20 protein-coding genes are annotated in these 16,362 nt (G+C 46.0%); 8 read left to right on the forward strand and 12 right to left on the reverse strand.

All coding sequences use genetic code 11. From position 1 onward, the window contains the following. The coding region (locus PHW04_09505) for an ATP-binding protein (protein MDD2716118.1) at positions 1-380 on the reverse strand (380 nt) is incomplete at its 3' end. Positions 381-599: 219 nt separating this feature from the next. Then, a complete protein-coding gene (locus PHW04_09510; protein ID MDD2716119.1) occupies positions 600-1,880 on the reverse strand; it encodes a class II fructose-bisphosphate aldolase in 1,281 nt (426 codons plus the stop codon). Positions 1,881-2,196: 316 nt separating this feature from the next. On the opposite strand from PHW04_09510, the gene hisC reads away from it, so the two are divergent. Next, positions 2,197-3,252, forward strand: a complete 1,056-nt coding sequence (gene hisC, locus PHW04_09515; GenBank protein MDD2716120.1) for a histidinol-phosphate transaminase — start codon at positions 2,197-2,199, stop codon at positions 3,250-3,252. A 2-nt stretch (positions 3,253-3,254) separates the two neighbouring features. Further along, positions 3,255-3,575, forward strand: coding sequence for a hypothetical protein (locus PHW04_09520; GenBank protein MDD2716121.1), 321 nt, complete (start codon positions 3,255-3,257; stop codon positions 3,573-3,575). A 107-nt stretch (positions 3,576-3,682) separates the two neighbouring features. On the opposite strand, the gene PHW04_09525 is transcribed toward PHW04_09520, so the two are convergent. From PHW04_09525 to PHW04_09555, 7 genes are read right to left on the reverse strand one after another with little or no spacing between them, the layout of a single operon-like run. After that, on the reverse strand, positions 3,683-5,035 hold the full coding sequence (locus tag PHW04_09525; protein MDD2716122.1) for a hypothetical protein: 1,353 nt from the start codon (positions 5,033-5,035) through the stop codon (positions 3,683-3,685). Between the two features lie 9 nt (positions 5,036-5,044). After that, positions 5,045-5,542, reverse strand: a complete 498-nt coding sequence (locus PHW04_09530) for a hypothetical protein (protein MDD2716123.1) — start codon at positions 5,540-5,542, stop codon at positions 5,045-5,047. Further along, a complete protein-coding gene (locus PHW04_09535; GenBank protein MDD2716124.1) occupies positions 5,539-6,030 on the reverse strand; it encodes a hypothetical protein in 492 nt (163 codons plus the stop codon). The genes PHW04_09530 and PHW04_09535 overlap by 4 nt, the downstream gene beginning before the upstream one ends. Beyond that, entirely contained in the window at positions 6,020-6,496 is a 477-nt protein-coding gene (locus tag PHW04_09540) for a PilN domain-containing protein (protein ID MDD2716125.1), read from the reverse strand. Before PHW04_09540 ends, PHW04_09535 begins: the two co-directional genes overlap by 11 nt. Next, the gene (locus tag PHW04_09545) at positions 6,489-7,148 is read right to left on the reverse strand and encodes a hypothetical protein (GenBank protein ID MDD2716126.1); all 660 of its coding nucleotides are present in this window, start codon (positions 7,146-7,148) and stop codon (positions 6,489-6,491) included. The genes PHW04_09540 and PHW04_09545 overlap by 8 nt, the downstream gene beginning before the upstream one ends. Further along, entirely contained in the window at positions 7,117-8,757 is a 1,641-nt protein-coding gene (locus PHW04_09550; protein ID MDD2716127.1) for a GspE/PulE family protein, read from the reverse strand. Before PHW04_09550 ends, PHW04_09545 begins: the two co-directional genes overlap by 32 nt. After that, positions 8,747-9,178, reverse strand: coding sequence for a hypothetical protein (locus PHW04_09555; GenBank protein ID MDD2716128.1), 432 nt, complete (start codon positions 9,176-9,178; stop codon positions 8,747-8,749). The genes PHW04_09550 and PHW04_09555 overlap by 11 nt, the downstream gene beginning before the upstream one ends. A gap of 174 nt (positions 9,179-9,352) precedes the next feature. On the opposite strand from PHW04_09555, the gene PHW04_09560 reads away from it, so the two are divergent. The 4 genes from PHW04_09560 to PHW04_09575 are packed head-to-tail and all read left to right on the forward strand — an operon-like array spanning position 9,353 to position 10,395. Beyond that, entirely contained in the window at positions 9,353-9,562 is a 210-nt protein-coding gene (locus PHW04_09560) for a hypothetical protein (protein MDD2716129.1), read from the forward strand. Continuing rightward, complete coding sequence (locus tag PHW04_09565; GenBank protein ID MDD2716130.1) at positions 9,549-9,770, forward strand: hypothetical protein; 222 nt, start codon at positions 9,549-9,551, stop codon at positions 9,768-9,770. Before PHW04_09560 ends, PHW04_09565 begins: the two co-directional genes overlap by 14 nt. A gap of 30 nt (positions 9,771-9,800) precedes the next feature. Continuing rightward, a complete protein-coding gene (locus PHW04_09570; GenBank protein MDD2716131.1) occupies positions 9,801-10,028 on the forward strand; it encodes a hypothetical protein in 228 nt (75 codons plus the stop codon). Beyond that, on the forward strand, positions 10,018-10,395 hold the full coding sequence (locus PHW04_09575) for a type II toxin-antitoxin system VapC family toxin (protein ID MDD2716132.1): 378 nt from the start codon (positions 10,018-10,020) through the stop codon (positions 10,393-10,395). The genes PHW04_09570 and PHW04_09575 overlap by 11 nt, the downstream gene beginning before the upstream one ends. Positions 10,396-10,484: 89 nt before the next feature. Here PHW04_09575 and PHW04_09580 read toward each other — a convergent pair whose 3' ends face one another. Then, positions 10,485-12,116, reverse strand: a complete 1,632-nt coding sequence (locus PHW04_09580) for an ankyrin repeat domain-containing protein (protein MDD2716133.1) — start codon at positions 12,114-12,116, stop codon at positions 10,485-10,487. Between the two features lie 783 nt (positions 12,117-12,899). On the opposite strand from PHW04_09580, the gene PHW04_09585 reads away from it, so the two are divergent. Continuing rightward, positions 12,900-13,373 carry a type II toxin-antitoxin system VapC family toxin gene (locus PHW04_09585; protein MDD2716134.1) on the forward strand — a complete coding sequence of 158 codons (474 nt, stop codon included), beginning with the start codon at positions 12,900-12,902 and terminating at the stop codon, positions 13,371-13,373. Then, positions 13,360-13,539, forward strand: a complete 180-nt coding sequence (locus tag PHW04_09590; protein MDD2716135.1) for a hypothetical protein — start codon at positions 13,360-13,362, stop codon at positions 13,537-13,539. The genes PHW04_09585 and PHW04_09590 overlap by 14 nt, the downstream gene beginning before the upstream one ends. Positions 13,540-13,576: 37 nt before the next feature. Here the strand turns inward: PHW04_09590 and guaA are convergent, their stop codons facing one another. Together guaA and purD are read right to left on the reverse strand one after the other, a co-directional pair. After that, the gene (gene guaA / locus PHW04_09595) at positions 13,577-15,097 is read right to left on the reverse strand and encodes a glutamine-hydrolyzing GMP synthase (GenBank protein ID MDD2716136.1); all 1,521 of its coding nucleotides are present in this window, start codon (positions 15,095-15,097) and stop codon (positions 13,577-13,579) included. A 2-nt stretch (positions 15,098-15,099) separates the two neighbouring features. Continuing rightward, complete coding sequence (gene purD, locus PHW04_09600; protein MDD2716137.1) at positions 15,100-16,347, reverse strand: phosphoribosylamine--glycine ligase; 1,248 nt, start codon at positions 16,345-16,347, stop codon at positions 15,100-15,102. Positions 16,348-16,362 lie beyond the last annotated feature (15 nt).

Genomic DNA, 16,362 nt, shown 5'->3' on the forward strand with positions numbered 1-16,362 from the left:
AATCCAACTCCGAACTGGCCGATCAGACGCATGTCAGTCCCTGCATCTTTCATTTTGGAAAGAAATGCCTTAGAGCCTGAATGGGCGATTGTACCCAGATTTTCCACTATTTCTTCAGCAGTCATGCCGATGCCTGTATCAGTAATGTTAAAAGTTTTGTTTTCTTCGTTGCAGCCGATCCGGATCTCGAGCGGCAGGTCTTCTGACTTGTATGATTCGTCCACCAATGCCTGATGATGAAACTTTTCCAGGGCATCCGAGGCGTTCGAAATCAGCTCTCTGACAAAAATCTCTTTTTCCGTATAAAGAGAATGGATCACAATGTCCAGCAGTTGCTTGACCTCTGCCTGGAATTCCATGGTTTTGACGGTTTCGTCCATTCTTCCTCCTTCAAGGCAAGTTATTATTTGCTTTAATAGTTAATTAATTTTTAAAGCATATCATAGAATATTGTCAAGAGTAATAAAAAAGGACCTGAATCAGGTCCTTTAATAGTTTTGTTTGTGTTTTTTTAACATTCTCTAATCCTATTGCGCTTCGCACAACAGGATAAACGACTGTAACGAAATCCTCGCAGTAGCTCGGATTTCTAACAGTCGTTAATCATCAAAATTCCCGGTCGCCTCGTTCTGCTTTTCCAGCAGTCTCTGGCCTTCCTTATTGATGTAATCGACAGTCCAGAATTTCTTGTCTTCCAGCACCTTGTCGAACAGCTTGATCTCAGGGGATTTGGCTTCCAGCAGGGCGTCCACAGCCAGGTCCGCGGTATTGCTGCTGTTGAAGATGTTCACGAACAGATTGGTGACAAAATCCTCGACCCCCTTGACCATCCTGTCCTGGATATTCTTCGGCAACTTCTTCAGCTCAGGATCGATATCCTTGTTCAGGTTCTTGTAATCATTGCCTTTCCACCCCTTGGTTTTGGCGATCTCGATCATTTTCTGCCAGGCTTCGTCCGTGACCCCCAGATCTTTGATTTTGATGAAGTTCTTATCGCCGTCCAGTTCCGCATTGCCGAATTCATTGACTTTGAGTCCCCATGAAATCATCTGCAGGGCAGTAGCCACATTGGTTTTGGTTGTATTGGTCTTCTGCACAATATCGCGCAGCTTGTCGTAGTTGTTGCCGCTGGTGCCGTGCTGGGCGCCGTAAACGCCGTACTTCTGAATGGCTGCATGAATCTCTGCTGTGCGGCCGACATGGATGTTCCCGCCTCCGACTTTCAGGCCATGCACTGTTCCGTTGTTGAGCGCGATCCAGACCGGAAAAATACCGTTGGCATTAAGGGCTTTGATATGGAAAAGAGCTTCTTCGACAGTGGAAAGACCGATGTCTCCCTTGATCTCGCCGACTTCGGTTTCCATGGACATCCAGGTGGGGATGATCTTGCCGAGTTCAATGTTGTAAAGCACGTTCTGGTTGTGAGGCATGTGCGAGGCATCGATGGCAAAAGAAGTGGTGCCTGCCTCGATCAGCTTGGGAATATCTGTCTTGGCTTTGTTGAAGTCTTCTTCCTTCTTGATCCCGTAATGGTCGGCATGGATGGCTACCACTACCTGCAGCCCGAGTTTTTCCATCAGATTATTGACTTTCTGGGCCAGATTCAGGGAATTGACTTCGCAGTAGCCTGACTCAGACTTGGCGATCTCGATGATCACAGCGGAATTCGTCCTGGCCGCTGCGCGGAGCACGCCCTCGATCACCCATTCATTACGTCCGTTAGCTGCGATTGCAGTGGCATGCTGCCCTTTTTCCCTCATTTTGAGCATGGCAGCGTGAACGGCCTTCCCGCTCACGATCAGAGCCTTGGATTTCGGAAACAGCTTCTGGATGTTTACCGGCCTGTACTGAAGAGCCTGTTCATACCTTTTCTTGTCCATTGATCCTCCTTGGGTTTATTGAAAACTCATGCACAAACAAATTCGTTACTTTCGGAAGATATTATATCATAATTGCATTTCTCTCAATATCACTTCAGATGAAATTCCGGTCTTTTGAATTTCCTTGCAGCGGTGATATTATATTTTCAAACTTGTTGACCTTTGACTTGTTAATGAAACAGAAAAAGCATGGATGTGATGGGGTCAAGTCGTAATTGTGGCAAAAGATTGGGAACGACATTGACCCCGAACATCAGCTTCTTTTGTGAAGGCATAGGTCAATAATATTTTTCAGCAACATGCATGAGGTCCATCCATGGTCAAAGCCCGCAAGCATCTGGACGCCTTCGCTCCTTACCTGCTGCCTTCAGGCACCTGGAAAGGCAAGCTCAGGCTGAACATGAATGAAAGCCACTGGCACTGTTCGCCGAAAGCGCTGGAAGTGATCCGTAATTTCGATCCTGCGGATCTCAGTAATTACCCTCAATACGGCGAACTGGTGGAAAAGATTGCAGTCCATCACGGAGTGGGCACGGATCAGGTCGTGGCAGGAAACGGGGCAGACGACGTGATCACCCTGATCATGGAAGCCTTCATTGAACCCGGCGACGAGATCGTGGCCCAGTGCCCGACCTATCCCATGTTCCCGATCATGGGCAGATTGAAGCAGGGAAAGATCATCGACGTCCCTTACGGTCTTGACCTGAAATTCCCTGTGGAGCGGATGCTCGACGTGATCAATGACAAGACCCGCATGGTGACAGTGGTCAATCCGGCCAACCCTGCCGGGACTTCAATTTCACGCCAGGATCTGATCAGGATTTTCGAGAAAGCAAAGAATTCCATCCTGATCCTGGATGAAGCATACAGTCAGTATGCGGGAATTACTCACATCGACCTGCTGTCAAAATTCCCAAATCTGATCGTGATCTATTCATTCGCCAAGGTTTACGGCATGGCCGGCTTGCGCCTTGGCTACGCGGTTTCGCACAGGCAGAACATCGAAGCCCTGCAGAAAGTGGTGCTGCCGCTGGCAGTGAATTCGCTGGCAGTGAAGGCCGGAATTCAGGCGATCCAGGACCAGGATTTCGTGAAAAAAGTAGTGGCCGAGATCCGGTCTGAGAAAGAATTTCTGATTGCAGAAGCGGAAAAGATCGGATTGGAGACTGTCAGAAGCGATACCAATTTCCTGCTCTTCAAGTTTGGAAAGCACTGCCTGACAATGCTCGCGGAACTGGAAAACAGGAACATCCTGGTGCGTAATACCTGCAAGTTCCCTGAACTCAAGGATTATCTGAGGGTCACAATCGGGCGCAGGAATGAAAACATGCAATTCATCAAAGCTGTTGCGGAAATCATGAAAAAGCTGTAGCTATGGACAGAATTGACAAACACAGGATTTACGAATTGATCGATCAGTATGTCGGCCTTCTGAAAATGAACGGGATTCCGCTCTGGCGGGTCTATCTTTTCGGCCCATCCGCAGGAGAAAGCCGGCAAACCGGCTGCGACATAGACCTCGCAATTTTCTGGGACCTCGAAACACTGGATGGAGTAGACGAGGATGTGATCCTGCGAAAATTCAAGCGGGAAATCGACCAGAGGATCCAGCCCTATTCCTTTGCCAGGACGGATTTCGACGAGACCCACCCTTTGATCAGAGATATCATTGAAAATGGGGAATGGCTATATTAGTGGCTCTTACAATTACTGTTGTTAGAGCCACTTATCCAAAGACCAAAGGTCTTTGGATTTGGTCTTTGGATTTGGTCTTTGGATTTTCCGTTATCTCAGTTTCATCTTCAATTCATGAAATACGGCGTAATGAAAATCATGATTTCAGTCTTGGTGATATTCCCACTGTGATCCCTGAAAAGCCTGCCGATTATCGGGATGCGTGACAGAGGCGGCTTAGTCTGGCGGGTATTTTCATCAAACTGATTGATGAGGCCTCCCAGGATTACTGTTTCTCCGTTCTTCAACCTGAGCTTGGTGTCAGCCTCCCTGGTCTTCAGTTCCGGGGCTCCGCTTTTGGTAGTGGTGCTGGTCGGAGTTGAAACCTCTGTTTTGACGGAAATTGTAACCTCATTCGAGGCATTGAACTGAAGCAATTCAGCTTCAAGCTTGATGCCTGAATCCACCCAGTCGATCCTGTTGTTCTGCCGATTTACTCCCTCTGCGGTTTCTGATGAGATGATTTCCACCGGAGTGTGAAGTCCGAGCCTGATCTTGGCGGTTTCCTTGGGCATCAGGATGATCTTGGGTCGAGCCAGTGTTTTCGTCGTGGTGTCACTTTTCACTGATTCATATACGAGATTTGGTGAAATTATGGTGAGATGTTCTTTTCCGGTTGTTCCGACTGGCTTGAAATCTGCCAGACTTACCTGGGCCAGCGGATCAGAGACAGAAAGCCCGAGTTTGTCGACTGTGGCGGAAGAGACTTCCAGCAGCTTCATGTCCAGCATCACCTGGGGTTTTTTCTGGTCCAGCTCCTTGATCAGTTTGTCAATCTGGACCATCTTGTCCTCAGGGGCAAACACGACCATGTAATTGGATTTTTCACTGACAAAGGCTTTCACAGTCCTGTCCACGGATTTTACTATCGCAGAAACCTGCGTCGCATCTGAATACTGGAGGATGAATGTCCTCTGAACTTCATCGCCCATGTAATTGGCGTCTTTCTGAGCAGGAAATATGAAGAGATTTTTCCGATCCACGAATTTGTATTTAAGTCCATTGGAAATGCAGATGTTTTTCAATGCTTCCTTTGGCACCAGGTCCTTCACGATCAGCTGCACGCTTTTATCCGGTACCGCCTCATCCAGGAAAAGGTTGTACCCGGCGAGTTCCGAAAGACTTTCCAGAACTTTCCGCAATGTGTTTTTGGAAAGGGAGAGCTGCGTGAAATTTTCACTCGCTTTAGTCCCGCTTTTCTTTGAATCACTTTTTTTTGGAGTCCCAGGCTGTATGAATTCGCTCACCGGCTCATTCCGGATGGCATCACTGCCTGCCGCTGGTGCTGAGCCAGCCTCCTGGGTGCTGCCGCTGCCGGGATTCAACAGTGAGTTGAAATCCTTGATTATACTCTCTTCAAGCTCCTCGGCCAGGACAGGCAGGGCTAAAATCAGGGCAAGCAGAATCGCAAGTTTATGCACAGGTCCTCCTTATTCCAGGTCCAGATTGAATTTTTTTTTGGCTCCGTCTTTGATGTCTTCGATTTCCACTTCTTCTGATGCTGCAGACAGCACCTTGAAATGCTCAAACTCTTCTCCCACTCTGACTTTCATGATCATGTCGTCGTATTCCCAGAGCGTAATTTTTTTCCCGTGATCGCTGTAGATTCCCAGCAGGCTGAGTTTGCCGAAATCTCCTTTGGGGACAGGTGGCGGTAAAGGTTTAGGCAGTGGTTTGGGCGGTTCGACTTTTTTCACTTCAGGAGTCGGATTAGCAGGTTTAGGAGGTTCGACTTTCCTGAAATCAAAGATATTCCGGATCTCATGTGTCGATTCCACAGCCTGAGTTGGAAAAGTTGCTTTCAGGACCGGGAGTGCTGGCATCTCAGCCCCGAAAATTCCTGCAGTATCCTGAAAATTTCCGATCAGCCTCTGCCCGAGTGTGACGACCATTATTATCAAAAAAGACAGCATAAAAATATTTTTCACTTTTTCAATATCAGAACCCCGCCGAATTTCAGGTTAACATTGCCTTCTCCGGAATCTCCCAGCTGATCTATGGTATCGATGATCATGAAGGGAAACTCTTCCTCAGCCTTGCGCACAATGTTTCTCACTTTTTCATAATCGCCGGAAGCTGTGATCAAAAAACGCCTGGTTCTGATCCTTGACCCTTCCCTGGCTTCCTGGTAAGTGATTTCGGAAGCGACAAGCCTGCTTTTTTCACACAATCCATTGAATCGGAATCCGAAATCAATGAAGTTTTCCGCAGAAAGGAATTTAGCGGACAACCCCGTAAGCCTCGCTTCCAGCGTACCCAGGTCCTTGTTGTAATCAGCCCACTGCTCCTCACTGGTCTTTTTCTCCTGATTTTTCGCCTGCAGCGAAGAATGGTATTGATAGAAAGGTGCAAATATCTGCCAGTAATAACTGAGCGTGAATACGGCGAACAAGATGGTTATTTCTCTAAGTTTCAAAGCTGCACACCATCCTGAAAATGATCTTGTTTTCCAGCAATTTCTGGTTTTCCACCAGGGCATCTGAAAACGGTTTCCGGCTCAATCGCTCAAGCAGCAGCTTGAGATCCACATTGGTTTTGCTCTCACCCTTCAGGCTGATCAGCCCTTTGGGATTCACGCTGACTTCCTTGATCAAAACACCATCTGGCAGTATTTTCTCAAGTTCCGAAAAAAGCGAACCCATCCGGAAACCGATACCTGGAATGAAATCATTGTATTCCTTGACCAGCAGGCTGATGGCTTCAACTCTTTTCAGGTCAGGCCTGAAAGGCTGTACTCCCTGACGGATTTCCCGGAAATAAATCCAGGTACACAGAATCAGGCAGCAGTCGGTCAGGATGAGCGCTCCCAAAACATAGGGAAGGAAGACCTCAGTGAAGTCCATTTTTTCTGCAGTCAGCAAGTTGAAACTGACTTTACGCATGGAAAATCTCCTTCAATACTGACTCGTTTTTCAGATCCATCGCTCCGTCCATAGCCGGCCCTGCAGTATAGACAAGCTTCCTGTCCGGATCAAAATTATAATATGAAAGAGTGGCAAGAAGCTCCTGGCTAAGCCTCTCGCCTGTCTCGGCCTGGATTTTCCTTACAAAAACCGGAGCATGGTCGGAGATCCCGGCAAGCATGATCTGTTCATGCGCAAAGATCAGCAGAATCCGCCCTGCTGACTCCATGGCTCTGCAGAGCAAGGGAGTGAGCATGCCGTCCAGTGCCAGCAGGACTCCGTATTTGGCAGAATATTCGCTCCAGAACAGGATGGTTTTTTTTTCACAGGCAATCAGCAGAATGTTTGACTCAGAAAGCTGCTTCCAGCAGACGGCTGGATCAGACATGAACAGTTCCTGCTTCACAGTCCATTTGAAATATGCTGACAGCTCCGCTTTCTTCGCAGGCAGTCTGGCAGCCGGGAGCACCAGGTATTCTACCTCTGACGGCGGGAGATGCAGCCTGAACTTATGCCCCTGCTGGATCTGTCTGGACAATCCGGTTTCAGGTCTGTAGAAAACCAGTTCCCTGCCGGATAGTATCAGCGCATCGCTGCCTTTATTTCTCAAAAGTGACACGATTGAGTTCAAAAACAGTGGTCACTCCTTCCTTCAGCTTGCGAATTCCGGAATCCCTGATGCTTACTATGCCTTCCAGCCTTGCCTTGGCTTCAATCTCCAGCGGGGAAGTTTTACGGATGATCAGTTCCTTGACCGTGTCTGAGAGCGGAAAAACCTCCATGATCGCTGTGCGTTCAAAATATCCGGTATAATTGCAATGTTCGCAGCCTGCACCCTTGAAGACATCGAATCCCATGTATTTTCCATCAGCCACCTTGCAGAACGGGCAGATTTTCCTGACCAGACGCTGGGTAAGAATCAGGTTGAAAGCTGCAATAAACTGGTATGATTCGATGCCCAGGTTGATCAGACGGAAAATACTGTCAATGACATGATTGGCATGAATAGTGGAAAAAACGAGATGTCCGGTCAGTGCTGCGTTGATGGCAATGTCTGCAGTCTCAAAGTCGCGGATTTCACCCACCATGATTTTATCCGGATCATGCCTGACTATTGATCGCAACCCTTTTTCGAATGAGAGGCCTTTCTTTTCATTGACCGGGATCTGAACTATGTCCGGCAGCTGATATTCAACCGGGTCTTCGATGGTGATGATCTTATCTTCAGTCCGCTTAATGAATTTGAGGGCTGAATAAAGTGTAGTGGTTTTCCCTGAGCCGGTAGGTCCTGCTACCAGTATCATTCCGTAAGGCAGACGCACATTTTTCTTAAACACTTCGAGCTGCTCAGGAAAAAAACCAAGCTGTTCCAGGTCAAGTGATAGATTCTGCTTGTCCAGGATACGGATTACGATCACTTCGCCGAAAATGGAAGGCAGCACTGAAACACGGAAATCGACGCTGCGTTCCTTGAGGTTGATCCGGAATCTGCCGTCCTGGGGCGTGCGTTTTTCCGCGATATCAAGATTTGCCATGATCTTGATCCTGGAAACCAGCTGTTCGTGGATTGAGCGATCAAGGTCCCTGGCGATTTCCTGCAGAATACCGTCGATCCTGTATTTAACCTTGAGATTGTTCTCGTAACACTCGATGTGAATATCGCTCGCCCTTTTTTCCAGGGCATTCAGGATCAGGCTGTTCACCAGCTTGATGATTGGATTCTCTATGTTTTTCAGATTTTCCACGATCACTTCGTTGTCTTCCTGGGTGGCAATGTGGCCCCCGAAATCCTTGACCATCTCGTCAATCACAGACTGGGCCGAAAAATTCAGGCGGATGGCCTTGAAGATCTCGTTTTCAATACCGGCCGCAGGTGTGATCCTCGATTTGAGCATCCGGCTCATGCGGTCCCTGCTTTTAACATCCAGAGGGTTGGCCATCACCAGAGTGACTGCATCGTCCCTGCGTTCATAGGGGATCATCTTCTCAGCGATCAGAAGTGAGGGATCAAGGTTTCGAAATTCTTCAGGAAGTATGATGTCTGAAAGCCTGATCAGCGGAATTTCAAGCGCTTCAGCCAGGGCGGCAGCCAGCTCTTCCGCAGTGAGATATCCCTGGTTGACGAAAAAATCGTAGAGTTTGCCTGCCGGCACTTCTTTGAAATACTCGAGCTGATTTCTGGGAATTATCCCTTTTGTCAGAAAATATTCCTTGATGCTGGAAGGTTTTTCAGTGCTCATCGAGGATTTTTGTCTCCTGATTCAGTCTTTTTTCCAGCCTGGTGGTTTTTCTGGAAATGGTGTCGATTTTTTCAGGGAAAAGGGAATAGATGTCTTCAGCAAAGCAACTCAGCAGGTAAAGCAGATCTGTGAGGTCATCGAAGGTAAGAAAATATCCGAGCCCGTAATCCTTGATGTCATCGACCTTGATCAGGAGCGCTACAGAAATGATTGCCACATCCTTGCGGGTCAGAATCAGATCAGGTTTGTAAAATTCCTGCTTGCCGAGGAACTGCTTTTGATGGAAATTTCTGAGTATTTCGCTCTCACGCGCGTTCTCAGGTATCAGCTGCAGGATATCAGGAACATCAGCGTTTTTCTCTTCGCAGCTTATACGCGAAAACAGACAAAGCAAAAACAGAATGGCAAAAATCTTATACATGGCAGAGATATTATCGGTTGACTGGACTGAAACTTGAATGCATTAAAGATAGGAGGTTCGCTTTTCCAATGGATCATCTTCCACTATGTCTCTCTTGAATTTTCCATATTTCTTATGTAAAATAAAGCTGGTGCATGGCTTAATAGCCGTGTCTCGGGGCTGGAGGTTTGAATCATGTTGAAAATGCATAAGAAAATCGTTCTGGATGAGAATCAGATCCCATTTGCCGTCCAGATCCCGATCGATGAATTCGAGCGACTGGAAGAAGTGATCGAAGACTATGGTTTGGCAAAGCTGATGGATGAGGTTCAGGGTGATGAAGTATTATCTCTGAAGGATGCCAAGAAACATTATCGGTCATTGAAAAAAAATGTGGAAGGTTGAATTCACCAAACGATTCCTCAAAGAACTTGCAGAGCTCCCGAAAGAAATACGAATCAGAGTCGAAACCATTGTTTTTAAGGAATTGTCTGATAATAACCCCTTTGCGCTTGGTTACAATGTCGAGATGCATCCCCTGCTTTCCCGGTGTAAAAGCAGGGCAGACACCGGTATGTTTCCCGATAATCTTGATTTTTTCCCGAGAAACTAGTAAAATTATTAATCTGGCAGTGAGGATAAAATGTATAAAGCGATACTCGCAATTTATGACAATGGCAAAATATTCCCGATCGACAATGAAAAGATCACTGTCAAGAAAGGCAAAGTTCTCCTTACTTTTCTTGATGATGCTGAGATTTCTGAAATACCGGCTATCACAACTCAGGAGATCCTGAAATTCAAAGGCACTCTAAAGAGCTTTCCCGAAGATTCGCTTCAGTTTCAGCGCGAGATCAGAAATGAGTGGTAATTATCTCCTTGATACCAACGCCATCATTGACCTTCTCAAAGTTAATTCCATCTTTTCCAAACTGGAGAAATCAGCGAAATTCTCTCTTTCTTTCATTTCTGAACTTGAGCTTCTTTCCTATAAAAACATCGAACCTCTTGAAGAAAAAAGCATCAGAAATTTGATCGGAAAAGCAGGCATAATCGACATCAATGACAAAATCAAGGCGGAAACGATCCGTCTGAGAAGAAAATACAATCTGAAACTTCCTGACGCCATCATCTGCGCCACAGCTCTTTCCCATGATCTGACTTTGATCACTGCCGATGAAAAACTGAAAAACCTCCAGGAAATCAAATCATTATCTCTGAATGACATCTGTTCATAGGGATTTTCGGAACTCCCTATTGATAACCAATCAGCCCCGATTTCACTAACAGTCCGCTGCCTGGCAACTTCGCCGTTCTTCTCTCGGCTTCACGCAAAATAAATTCTGAGCAGCGCAATGCTCCACCCGGATAGTGCCATGATTGCTGAGCCTGATACTGCCAGTTTATTCCAGTTGTTAGAACAAGCCTCTTCCGGCATCCTTCTGCTGAAGTGACCAAGCAGCATAATCAAACCACCGACTGCGAACATGTATATCAAAAAGAAAATCGTGCAATTCATAAAAAGTTCAGCAGATGAAAAGTTGAAGTTTGGAAAAATAAAGTAAAGCTGCAATACAAGGGTTGTGATAATAGAAAAAGTTATTCCATGACCCATTGAGTAAAACAACGGTAGTTTCAATCCGAGAGACTCCTTTTCCTGGTCTTTTTGGCTGCAGCCAAGAGTTCCGAACAATCTCCAGAAAGATAACAACAGCATCAGAAGCATGAAACCTGCCATTTGTAAGTTAAACATAGTAGTTACGTAAAAGCGGCTTCTATTAATAAAGGATGAAAATGGTTTGATTTTACTTCGATAGCCTGTGCCTGAAAACCGCCAATCTTCATGATGCAGCCAGGACCAATCGAATACAGGTGCATAATGAGCGCCTTTGCTGATCAGATATCTTGTAACTTCAGGAAATTTCGCGGGCAAGAACCAGGCTCCTCCATCATTCAATACATAAAGAATCGATTTATTTTCATCATCAACTGCACTGACATCAGCACCCGATTCCACCAGTGTTTTTACATAATCCAGAACCCCACTAAATTTCCCACCACGACAATAAAAAAGAGGAGTGCGTCCATTATCGTCTCTTGCATTTACATCAGCGCCATGTTCGAGCAGGCACTTTAAAATTTCCGTGTCATAGTATAGATTAAAAAAATTAGCCATCAAATGAAGTGCACTATATCCACCAAAGCATCTAAAATTAACATCTGCACCTGATTCGATAAGCAATTTAGCAGCCATCTCATTATGAACACGAATTGCCATACTAAGAGGTGTTTCATCACAACCAGGGATGTTTGGCCCATTGGGATTTATACCAGCTTCTAAAAGTGACTTGAGTAGACTTGTATCAGATTTTATCCAATAGGTTTTTTGCAATCTGCTGTCCCATTTTTCTGGTGGGTCTGAAACGATAGAGCTAACACTAGAGGTATCGCTGGAGTTTCGATCATTGCCATAATATTCATAACTACCAGCAGATATTTCTTTTAAAAAAGGCCCAACTTTAAATACAAAAGGTAAATTTTTCAAATGTCGAGTAAACAAGCCCATGAAGCCTTGCTTGGACGAAAAATCTAGTATCATACTATATACGTAAGGATTTTCTAGAGTCATAGCAATATCCTTTTTACATGCCACTCTGTATAGAAAATAATATGTGTCATAATCACGGTCCAACAGCAGAGAGTACAATATTTTTTTCAACCTGTTGAAATCGTCTTCTGTATGAAAATCGCTATTGATCAAAGCAGTGAATTCCCTGATTGCTTCAGTCCTGTCTCTTTTCACAGGTTTTTTATTCTGGATCAAGTCACTGTATAAAGAGACTTCAGCAGAAGAAATGATGCAAAAACTATACTCAAATGGTTTGAAATCATGAGGTCTGATCAGAGAGGCCTCGGCATTAATTGAAATCAGTATGAGAATCAGAAAAATCTTTATCATCGCAACATCCTAAGGATTTATAGGGGTTGTCATTATTGAATAAACCAGCATCCCTATAACATAAAATGTTATGCTCGAAACGAGAATCCAATAAATCGTTCTGTTTTTTATTTTAAAATTATCGAATAGTTTCGTAAAAAATGCTGCTGGCAAATTACTGAATACCCCGGCGCAAATCAGATTCAGAGCCAGAATAAATGCGATCATCAGCAACAAATAAACTACAGCAGGAACCATAAAGCCCTATAAAATGAAATTCTATATTTATTATTTCAGTTTACAGAAAATAAACAATAGCGGCAAGGTCATTGAGAATTCGCAGAGCTCGGGAACGCATGATTTGGATATTTCTTATCGCTATTGATGGGGACACGTCGTGGCTTAGGAAAGGAGTTTGGGAACGACATGTCCCCTGTCCCTAACTTCATCTTCTCTTTTTCCCTACTTAACCCCTCTTAGCCGCTCCCAGATCTGGCGGGTCCCGCTCCGCTTTGTAGAGGCTCTTCAATTACCGTTGTTAGAGCCTCTCATCCTTTAGGATGCTTCGGGGATTAAGAAGCTATAAATCTTCGCTACGCTCAGATTAACAGCTTCTAATTTATCCCTGCTTTCGCAGGGATGACGTAGTGTGCTGAGCGCTTAACGATAGGGTCAGGTCTTGAAAATTAGCGTTTAATTGTGGAACAGAAATAGCAGACGCACTTGAACTGGCGACAAACACAGGTCAGTTGCAATTCTGCAGTAACCAGCGATATTATTGATAGTATCTGAATGAGAGGGGTCATGAAATTAAAACTCTATCTTGATACTTCAGTCTGGAATTTCTTTTTTGCGGATGATTCACCGGATAAAATGGAAATCACCAAAAGGTTTTTCAAGAATATCCAGAATTTTGACATTTTCATTTCGTCTGTTGTCATTGAAGAAATTGAACAATCGCCCAATGAAAAAAAGCTTCTTTTGGAAGAGCTGATCAAGAAACATCAACCGTCAATCCTGGAAATTAATTCCGAAATCAGACGTTTGGCAAAATTATATGTTGCCAAAGGAATTATTCCTGCGAAAAGCATCAATGATGCTATTCATATCGCTTGCAGCACATATTTTGGAATCGACGTATTGCTGAGCTGGAACTATAAACATCTCGCAAATATCTTCAAAAAAAGGAAAGTATCGATTTCAAATCTTGAGGAAGGATATCTGAAACCTCTGGAAATAACGACACCAATGGAGGTCATAACCGATGAAAAAGAATAGGTATCCAAAGTCTTTATGTGATGTCTGGAAATGGAAAGAAAAACTCATGAAAAAAACCGCTAAAATGAAGGATGTTTTCACTTTTTATGAAGATGATGCTGCAGAAATCATAAAGAAGCTCGGGCTGAAGAAAGTTTCCGACTTAAATTTTGGCGATAATTCATAATATGGCAATTGCGTCCCGCGTGAGAAGTAGAATCGCTTTATTCCCATTCAATCGTAGCTGGGGGTTTGTTGCTGATATCGTAAACGACCCGGTTGATGCCTTTGACTTCGTTGATGATCCTGGTGGATACAGCTCCCAGAAACTTGTGAGGGAGCTTGCTCCATTCGGCGGTCATGCCGTCCTGGCTGTTGACTGATCTGATCGCCAGCAGTGATTCGTATGTACGCTCGTCACCCATTACACCCACGCTCTGGATAGGCAGCAGCACGCAGAATGCCTGCCAGACCTTGTCATAATTTCCGCTCTTCTTCAATTCCTGGATAAAAATGCCGTCCGCAGCCCTTAGAATTCTCAACCGCTCCTCTGTGACGCTGCCGATGACCCGCACAGCCAGGCCAGGGCCGGGAAACGGATGCCGCCGGATCAATTCAGGCAGGAGACCGATTTTCTTCGCCACTTCCCGCACTTCATCCTTGAACAATTCGCGGAAAGGTTCGATCAGTTTGAAGGAAAGACGCTCAGGCAGGCCCCCCACATTATGGTGGGATTTGATCTTGGCAGCCAGTTTATTGCCGCCCGCGGACTCGATCACATCCGGGTAAAGAGTACCCTGGGCGAGAAATTTTGCGTTTTTTACGCTTTTCGCTTCCTTCTCGAACACCTCGATGAATGTATGGCCTATGATCTTGCGCTTTTCTTCCGGCTCAGTCACGCCGGCGAGGCGGGAGAGGAAAAGATTTCTCGCATCAGCCACCTTGATTTTGACTCCATATTCCTTTCTGAAAATCTCAGGTATCTTTTCATCTTCTTCCCTGAGCAGTCCAGTGTCGACCATGATGGGAAAAATCTGGCCTGGAATGGTCTTGTGCAGGAAAAGAGCCATTGTAGAGCTGTCCACTCCGCCTGAAAAAGCCAGGATCACGTTCCCGTCTTTCACAGTGTTGCATATCTCATCCTGCTTCTGGCGGATGAAATTCCCGATCTTCCAGTCCCTTGAAATCCCGCTGGCAGTCAGAAAATTGCGGAGAATCCTGACCCCGTTCTTAGTGTGCACTACTTCGGGATGGAACTGCAGCCCGTATATTTTCCTGGTCCTGCTCCTGATCACCGCATAGGGGCAGTTTTCCGTTTCGGCGATTGCCTCGAATCCTTTGGGAAGGCTTGTCACCTTGTCTCCGTGTGACATCCAGACTGTCTCACCGGATGAAAGACCCTCCAGGATGGGATCTTTTTTTACTCCCCGTAAGACAGCAAAACCATACTCCCTCTTTTCCGATCGTTCCACCCGCCCGCCGAGCAGGTGGGAAACAAGCTGCTGCCCGTAACAGATGCCCAGAATCGGGATTCCCATTTCCAGAACAGCTTTTGGGAGCAGCGGTGAATCAGGATTATAAACGCTGGATGGTCCTCCTGAAAAGATCAGGGCTTCCGGCTTATATTCTGAAATGGCAGTAAGAATTTTGTCTGGAGTGATGATCAGGCAATAAACTCTGAGTTTGCGGATGTTACGGGCGATCAGCTTAGTGTATTGTGAACCAAAATCTACAATCAGTATCATGTTTACAACCCAATATCCTTGCGGTAATACATTTTTTCAAATTCCACGGACTTGATGGCTTCGTAAAGTACTTCTCTGCAGAAGTTAACGTTCTTGGCAGTGGTCACCAGGTTCAGGACACGGCCCCCGTTCACCAGGAGTTTTCCATCCTTCCGCTCAGTACCTGCATGGAACAGGAACACATCATCTGGAATCTGGCCGAGCTTGATCTCCTGCCCCTTATCGTATTGTTCCGGATACCCTCTGGAAGACATCACAACACCCAGGCTGACCTTGTTCTTCCAGGTCAACTTCATCTTTTCCAGATTGGAATGGATGGTGGCCAGGAACAGGTCCGCCAGGTCGTTCTCTAAAAGCGGCAGGATTACCTGGGTTTCAGGATCACCGAAGCGGCAGTTGAATTCCAGCACAAATGGTTCGCCGTCTTTGAAAATGATTCCTGCATAAAGGATTCCCTGGTAGATTATGCCTTGTGCCTTCAATCCCTGGATGACCGGCTGCAGGATTGTGCTGATGATTTTTTCCTGCATGTCCGGAGTGAGCAGATTCATGTCTGCGATTGCTCCCATGCCTCCTGTGTTCTTCCCCAGGTTCCCCTCCAGGGCACGCTTGTAATCACGGGCAGGCACAAGAGGAAGAATCGTATAACTGTCTGTCAGCGCAAGCAGCGAAACTTCTTCACCCTGGATGTATTCCTCTATCACCACTGATTTTCCCGCCTCGCCGAACTTGCCGGCAACAATCATCTCTCTGAGGGCGTCCCTGCCGGACTCGATGTTCTCACAGATCACCACTCCTTTTCCAGCGGCCAGCCCGTCAGCTTTTACAACCAGCGGAAATTTCCGTCCCTCGAGATAGGTGCAGGCTTCCTTGTAATCCGAAAAAACAGCAAACTCTGCTGTTGGAACTTGATATTTGCGCATCAGTTCCTTGGAAAACACCTTGGATGCCTCGAGCCTGGCAGCGTCCTTCACAGGACCGAAAACCTTGACTCCCCTCTCCATGAGATAATCCACAATTCCCTCTGACAGTGGAAGTTCAGGCCCCACAACTGTCAAGGTGATTTTCCGTTCCTGGATGATCTGATAAACTTGTTCAAAATCCATGGGATCAGCCGGGATATTTATACCTATATCTTCTGCCCCCCCATTACCAGGCAGAATGAAAATCTGGTCGACTTTCCTGCTCTGGGAAATTTTCCAGGCCAGGGCGTGTTCCCGGGCACCGCTTCCAATGATCAGAACCTTCATGGAAACTCCATTCTC

The organism is Candidatus Wallbacteria bacterium (assembly GCA_028687545.1).
Classification (GTDB): domain Bacteria; phylum Muiribacteriota; class JAQTZZ01; order JAQTZZ01; family JAQTZZ01; genus JAQTZZ01.